This window comes from Pseudonocardia sp. SID8383 (assembly GCF_009864975.1).
Classification (GTDB): Bacteria; Actinomycetota; Actinomycetes; order Mycobacteriales; family Pseudonocardiaceae; genus Pseudonocardia; species Pseudonocardia alni.
Genome location: NZ_WWFY01001143.1, coordinates 1 through 6,332, shown reverse-complemented (window position 1 = coordinate 6,332; position 6,332 = coordinate 1). Strand labels below are relative to the sequence as shown.

Annotated in this window: 8 protein-coding genes; 3 read left to right on the top strand and 5 right to left on the bottom strand. The window is 74.2% G+C overall.

Going from position 1 to position 6,332, the window contains the following annotated elements:
• Nucleotides 1–161 precede the first annotated feature (161 nt).
• Entirely contained in the window at nucleotides 162–569 is a 408-nt protein-coding gene (locus GTW08_RS27755) for a hypothetical protein (RefSeq protein ID WP_073574129.1), read from the bottom strand.
• A gap of 75 nt (nucleotides 570–644) precedes the next feature.
• Here GTW08_RS27755 and GTW08_RS27750 point away from each other — a divergent pair, with 75 nt between their 5' ends.
• Nucleotides 645–899: a type B 50S ribosomal protein L31 gene (locus GTW08_RS27750; RefSeq protein ID WP_020624102.1), complete on the top strand. Its 255-nt coding sequence runs from the start codon at nucleotides 645–647 to the stop codon at nucleotides 897–899.
• Nucleotides 900–1,085: 186 nt separating this feature from the next.
• On the top strand, nucleotides 1,086–1,292 hold the full coding sequence (locus GTW08_RS27745; RefSeq protein WP_073574130.1) for a hypothetical protein: 207 nt from the start codon (nucleotides 1,086–1,088) through the stop codon (nucleotides 1,290–1,292).
• 161 nt (nucleotides 1,293–1,453) lie between these two features.
• On the opposite strand, the gene GTW08_RS27740 is transcribed toward GTW08_RS27745, so the two are convergent.
• Nucleotides 1,454–2,797, bottom strand: coding sequence for an FAD-dependent oxidoreductase (locus tag GTW08_RS27740; protein WP_202417792.1), 1,344 nt, complete (start codon nucleotides 2,795–2,797; stop codon nucleotides 1,454–1,456).
• A gap of 56 nt (nucleotides 2,798–2,853) precedes the next feature.
• Nucleotides 2,854–3,729, bottom strand: a complete 876-nt coding sequence (locus GTW08_RS27735) for a metallophosphoesterase family protein (RefSeq protein ID WP_073574131.1) — start codon at nucleotides 3,727–3,729, stop codon at nucleotides 2,854–2,856.
• Between the two features lie 122 nt (nucleotides 3,730–3,851).
• Here GTW08_RS27735 and GTW08_RS27730 point away from each other — a divergent pair, with 122 nt between their 5' ends.
• A complete protein-coding gene (locus tag GTW08_RS27730; protein WP_073574132.1) occupies nucleotides 3,852–5,192 on the top strand; it encodes a cytochrome P450 in 1,341 nt (446 codons plus the stop codon).
• A 2-nt stretch (nucleotides 5,193–5,194) separates the two neighbouring features.
• Here GTW08_RS27730 and GTW08_RS27725 read toward each other — a convergent pair whose 3' ends face one another.
• Together GTW08_RS27725 and GTW08_RS27720 are read right to left on the bottom strand one after the other, a co-directional pair.
• On the bottom strand, nucleotides 5,195–5,680 hold the full coding sequence (locus GTW08_RS27725) for a DUF6069 family protein (protein ID WP_083658059.1): 486 nt from the start codon (nucleotides 5,678–5,680) through the stop codon (nucleotides 5,195–5,197).
• Between the two features lie 102 nt (nucleotides 5,681–5,782).
• Nucleotides 5,783–6,332: phosphotransferase (locus GTW08_RS27720; protein WP_161152733.1), on the bottom strand; the 550-nt coding region annotated here is incomplete at its 5' end.

Sequence of the window (6,332 nt, the reverse complement as noted above, 5' to 3'; positions counted from 1 at the left end):
CCGCCTCCGGTCACGAGCGCGGTGCGGCCGCGCAACGGCATCGGGTCCCGGCGCAGGGTGCTCACTCCCCGACCCTGCCCGACCGGGGCGCGCCGCGCGACGGAGTTGTCGCCCCGCGCCGACGTCACCGGCCGGCGGTCCGAGGAGGTGCTCCGCGTGCCTCAGCCGCGGGCGGCCTCCGGGGAGATCGCGCAGCGCAGCCGCGCAGGCAGTGCCTGTGGGTCGGGGGCGCCGCCGTCCTGCAGCCAGCGGGTCACCGCACGGACGTCGTCGGTGCTGCGGACCGGGCCGACCGCGACCACCGGCGATTCGGGACGCGTGCGGGCGGCGTCGCACGCCTGCACCAGCACCATCAGACCGGGCCGCCGCACCGCGCAGACCCCCGGCCCGAGCCGGCACCCCGCGGTCACGAGCACCCCCTGGGCGCTGTCCTGCACCACCGCCCGCAGACCCTCGACCAGCACCTCGTCGACACCAGGCAGGGCCGCGACGGTGCCGTGCGCGTCCTCGTCGAACCCCGAGGGCGCGTGGGCGCAGGCCCCGCACCGGACCACCGTGAACCCGTCCACCGGTACCCCTTCCTGCAAACAGTAATCGTTGTCGATTACTGTCGACGGTAACACCCGCGACGCAGGAGGAACACCGTGAAGCCCGGCATCCACCCCCCGTACGGCCCGGTCGTCTACCGCGACACGTCCACCGGCGACGAGTTCCTGACCCGGTCGACCGAGACCTCGCGCGAGACCGTCGAGTGGTCGGACGGGAACACCTATCCCCTGATCAAGGTGGACACGACCTCGGCGTCGCACCCGTTCTGGACGGGCAACGCCCGGGTCCTCGACGCCGCGGGCCAGGTCGAGAAGTTCCGCCGACGCTTCGGGGAGCGCACGCGCGGCTAGGGGCGTGTCTCCCCATCCGCCACCGTCGCTCCCGGCGCCCACGCCGCCGACGGCGGCGTTTCCGGACCGCCCGAATACGCCCGGTATGAGAGCGGCCCGGCTGCCTTGCCGGCGACGACGTGGATCACCGGGCCCGGCGGCGCCGGATGGGGAGACACGCCCTGGGCCCGCGTAGCGTCGGGAGGCATGCGCCGCCGCCGTCGCGAACAGGTCCGGGTCGTCACCGACCTGACCGAGCCGCTGACGGTCGAGCACGGTCGTCGCATCCGGATCCGGCTCGTCGCGATGGTGGTGTGGATCGCGGGCTGGATCGTCGCCGGCGCCCTGTGGCGCGACGGCTGGCTGGCCACCGCGATCCTGCTGACCAGCGGCCCGGGGCTGTGGATCCTGTAGTGGCTGTTCGTCCCGCCCCGGGAGCAGGGACGGCGCGAGCCGGTCGGTCGCCGGCCCCCACGGGCACTGCCCGGGCCGCGGGACCCGCGGGAGTGATCGGGTGGGCGGCCGCGGGGTTCCGCGACCACCCACCCCGGCATCCGGCGTCGTGGGCCGGAGGGTCATCCCGTCCTGCTGATCTCCACCATGTCCTCGCGCGGCACGACCTTCGTCCGCTCGCGGCCGCGCGCCTCGCCGAGGCCGCGCTCGTGCTTGTCGAGCGCGAGCCAGCCGGTCCAGGTGGTGTACGCCACGCCCCGGCGCTCCAGCAGCGCGTCGACCTCGGCCGGGTCGCGACGGGGCGCCCGGGGCAGCTGCGGCGCGTCGGCCAGCAGGCTCGCGACGGTCTCCGAGGCGCAGCCCTTGGTGTGCCCGATCAGCCCGACCGGGCCGCGCTTGATCCAGCCGACGGCGTAGACGCCGGGCATCTCCTGGCCGTCGATGTCGTGTACCCGTCCCTCGCGCTGCGGCAGCACGCCGTGCTCGTGGTCGAAGGGCAACCCGGCCAGGTGCGAGCCGGTGTAGCCGATCGCCCGGTAGACCGCACCGACCGGGAAGTCGGTGAACTCGCCGGTGTCGCGGACGTCGCCGTGGCCGGTGTACTCGGTGCGCTCGATCCGGATGCCCTCGACGTGGTCGGTGCCGAGGATCCGTTCGGGGCGCGAGAGGAAGTGCAGGTGCACCCGGCGCGGGTCGCCGCGCCGGTCCCGCAGCGCCCACCCCTGCAGGGTCCGCACCACCATCTCGACGTGCTTGGCCGAGCGGACCTCGGCCGCGGCGACGTCGTCGAACTCGACGTCGGCCGGGTCGACGACCACCTCGACGCCCGGCACGTGGTCCAGCTCGCGCAGCTCCATCGGACTGAACCGGGCGTGCGCGATCCCGCGGCGGGCGAACACGTGCACGTCCGTGGCCGGATTGACCGCGAGCCCGGCGTGGACCGAGTCCGGGATCTCGGTGCCCGACAGCCCCTCGGCGGTGCTCGCCAGGATCCGGGCGACGTCCAGGGCCACGTTCCCGGCGCCGATCACCGCGACCGACGACGCGTCGAGCGTCCAGTCCCGGGGCACGTCGGGGTGGCCGTCGTACCACTGCACGAAGCGGGCGGCGCCGTGGCTGCCCGGAAGGTCGACGCCGGGGACGTCGAGATCCCGGTCCCGCTCGCAGCCGGTGGCCGCGATGACCGCGTCGTAGTGGTCGCGCAGGTCGGACAGGGTGATGTCGGTCCCGAAGTGGACGTTGCCGAACAGCCGCACGCCGGGGCGGTCCAGCACGCGGTGCAGGGCGTGCACGATCTGCTTGATCCGCGGGTGGTCCGGGGCGACGCCGTAGCGGACCAGCCCGAACGGGGCGGGCAGCTTCTCGAACAGGTCCACGGCGACGTCGGCATCGGACTTCAGCAGGGTGTCGGCGGCGTAGACGGCAGCCGGACCGGCGCCGATCACGGCGACGCGCAGCGCAGTCATCGTTCTCCTCGGGTGTTGACGGACCCCGAGGCTATAGCAAGGTAAGCCTTGCCTAACTATGACGCAGGCAACACCGTGCGCGGCAACAGGTCCGGGAAGTGGCCACCGACCCGCTCGGAGTGGCGTCGCCACTCCCGCGGGTAACCCAGCGACACCTCGACGAACGGGACGCCGTCGACCGTGACCGTCCGCGGGATGTGCAGGTGGCCGTGCACGACCGCCCGCGCCCGGTAGCGACGGTGCCAGTCGGCCGTCGCCGTCGTGCCGCACCAGAGCGCGAACTCCGGGTACCAGAGGACGTCGCAGGGCTCGCGGACCAGCGGCCAGTGGTTGACCAGCACCGTCGGCAGGTCCGGATCGAGCGCGTCCAGGCGGGTCGCCGTCGACGCCACCCGGGCCGCGGACCACTCGGCCCGCGTGGCGTACGGGGCCGGATGGAGCAGGTACTCGTCGGTGCAGACGACACCGGCGGCGTACGCCGCGGCCAGCCCCTCCTCCGAGGTCGTGGTGCCGGCGGGCAGGAACGAGTAGTCGTAGGGCACGAACAGCGACGCGATGACGGCCGGGCCACCCGGGCCGTCCCACACCGGCCACGCGTCCTCCGGGGTCAGCACCCCGACATCCCGGCAGCGGCGGACCAGCTCGTCGTAGCGGGCGACGCCGGCGAGCTGCTCGACCGCGTCGGCCCGGGCGTTCTTGGCGCGGGTCCAGAGCTCGTGGTTGCCCGGGGTCCACAGCACCTGCGCGAAACGCTCCCGCAGCACGGCGAGCGTCGCGACGACGCTCTCGATCCGCTCGTCGACGTCACCCGCGACGATCAGCCAGTCCCCCGGGTGTCCCGGGTGCAGCCCCGCGGCGATGTCGGCGTTCTCCGCGTGCCGCACGTGCAGGTCACTGACCGCGAGCAGGCGCGGCTCCCCGACGGCGGTCACCCGCCATTGGTACCCGGTGGGGTCCGGCCCACCGTCCGCCGGGGCCGGAAACGTACCTACCCGCGGTAACTTACTCCTGGTAGCTTCGGAACCGAGCTCGACGACGAGGCGGGGAGGCCGGGATGGCGGCATCGCGGGGAGTACGACGGTGGATCCGGTGGGTGCTGCGGCACGGGGCCATGCGGCGGGAGGTGACCCGCCAGGCGGCCAAGGGTGACCTGGGCGCGCACATGATCATCAACCCGGATGCGGTCCGGGACCCGTACCCGGCCTACGAGCAGATCCGTGGACAGGGCCGGATGGTGCGTTCGGCGCTGACCTGGACCACGGTCGACCACGAGATCACCACCGAGGTGCTGCGCAGCCCCGACTTCTGCGTCGGGCTGCGTATGCCGGAGAACGCGCCGGGCCTGCTGCGAGCGCTGCTCGCAGCAGGCGGGACCTGGCCGCTGGGGCCGGCCGAGCCGCCGTCGCTGCTGTCGATCGACCCGCCGGACCACAACCGGATCCGCAAGCTGGTCACCCGCTCGTTCAGCGCCAAGGCGATCTCCTCGCTGCGCGGGCGCACCGAACAGATCGCGGCGCAGCTGCTCGCGGACCTGGAGACCCGGGCCGGCGCCGACCGGCGCACCGACGTCATCTCCGGCTACGCCTCACTGCTGCCGGCCACCGTCATCACCGAGATGCTCGGCGCCCCGGTGGAGATGCGGGAGAAGTTCCTGGAGTGGGGCGAGGGCGGCGCCTACTCCCTCGACATGGGCCTGGACTACGCGACGTTCCACCGCTCCGAGCGCGACATCGACGCGCTCACCGACTGGATGGCCGGGCACTTCGAGCGGCTGCGCCGGGAGCCCAACGACTCCATCCTGTCCTCGCTGGTCGCCGCCTACGACGAGGAGGAGGGCCGGCTCACCCACGACGAGCTGCTGTCGCTGGCGATGCTGCTGCTCGCCGCCGGGTTCGAGACGACGGTCAACCTCATCGGCAACGGCACCCGACTGCTGCTGACCCACCCCGACGAGCTCGCCCGGCTGCAGGCCGACCCGGCGCTGTGGCCGAACGCCGTCGACGAGGTCCTGCGCTACGACTCCCCCGTCCAGCGGACCGGTCGCGTCGCCGCACGCGACACCGAGGTGTGCGGGTTCCCGGTCAAGCGGGGCGCGCTGGTGCTCACCCACCTCGGGGGCGCGAACCGCGACCCGGACGTGTTCCGCGACCCCGCCCGGTTCGACGTCGGGCGCGCGGGCGCGGACCGGCACGTGGCGTTCAGCCAGGGGATCCACTACTGCCTGGGTGCGGCGCTGGCGAAGATGGAGGGCGAGGTCGGGCTGCGGGCGCTGTTCGACCGCTACCCCGACCTGCGCGCCGACGGCCCGGCCGAGCTGCGCGGGACCCGGGTGCTGCGCGGCTACCGGACGCTGCCGGTCCGCCTGGACGACGCCCGGGTCCCCGTCGACGCCTGAGCTCAGGCCCGGTGGGTGGCGCTGGTGACCGTCGTCGTCACCAGGCTGATGATCGACATCCCGATCACGAGGTGGATCACCGCGGTGGCGATGCGGACGGCCCAGGGCTGCTCGGTGAGGATCAGCGGGGACACCGCGGCCAGCGCGGTGAGCAGCCCGGCGATCCAGCCGAAGTAGGACATCGGGCTCGGCACCGCGACCAGCAGCAGGTGCGCGAGCCCGGTCGCCGCCAGCCCGGCGACCGCGGCCCAGATCGCCAGGCTCTGCGCCGCGGCCCAGCCGTCGAGCGGCTCGGAGACGGCCGGGGCGAGGTACGGGATCTGCAGCAGGACCTGCAGGATCAGCAGCCCCACCAGGGCGATCAACGCGGCGATCACCGCCGTCGCCACACCGCCGGCCCACAGCCGACCGGGGTTCACCCCGCTGCGGGGACGCGGCCGGGCGGTCTCCCGGCTCATCTCTCGGGTGCGGTCGTCGGCCTCGGACATCGTCGTACTCCCCCGGTCGCGGACGGGCCGTGCGCGGCGTCGGTGCGGCGCCGCGCGGCGGTGACCACCCGCGCCGGGTGATCACCTGTGGTGGGCAGCAGACTACGCCCCGCGACGACGCCCCGTCGGCCCGCGCCGCAATGCGGCGAGTGCGGCCTCCGCGTCGGCGACCACGCGCTCGCGACGGCGCTCCAGGGCCTCCCCGGACTCGGCGCCCGAGCCCATGTTGCCCTGGGCGTAGCGCGTCCAGACCCCGGTCCCGATGCAGGCACAACGCCAGTGCGCGAACGCCACCCAGTACGGCAGCTGGTCCAGCGCGTGCCCGGAGCGCTCGGCGTAGCGGGCGGCGACGAGGTCGCGGTCGGGCCAGCCGGGCGCCGCGGTCGGGCCGCTCGTGATCGCGGGCAGGGTGTCGCCCGGACGCTCCCAGGACGCCAGCAGCCACCCCAGGTCGGCCAGCGGCTCCCCCAGGGCCGCGAGCTCCCAGTCGAAGACGCCGGTGATCCGGCCTCCGCGGAACGACAGGTTTCCCGGCCGGAAGTCGCCGTGCGCGATCCGCGGCCCGCCGGCCGGCTCCGGCGGCATCGCCTCGACCAGCGCGGCGTGCGCGGCGTCGAGCGCGGCGAGGTCGGTGAACGCGCCCGCGTGCGCC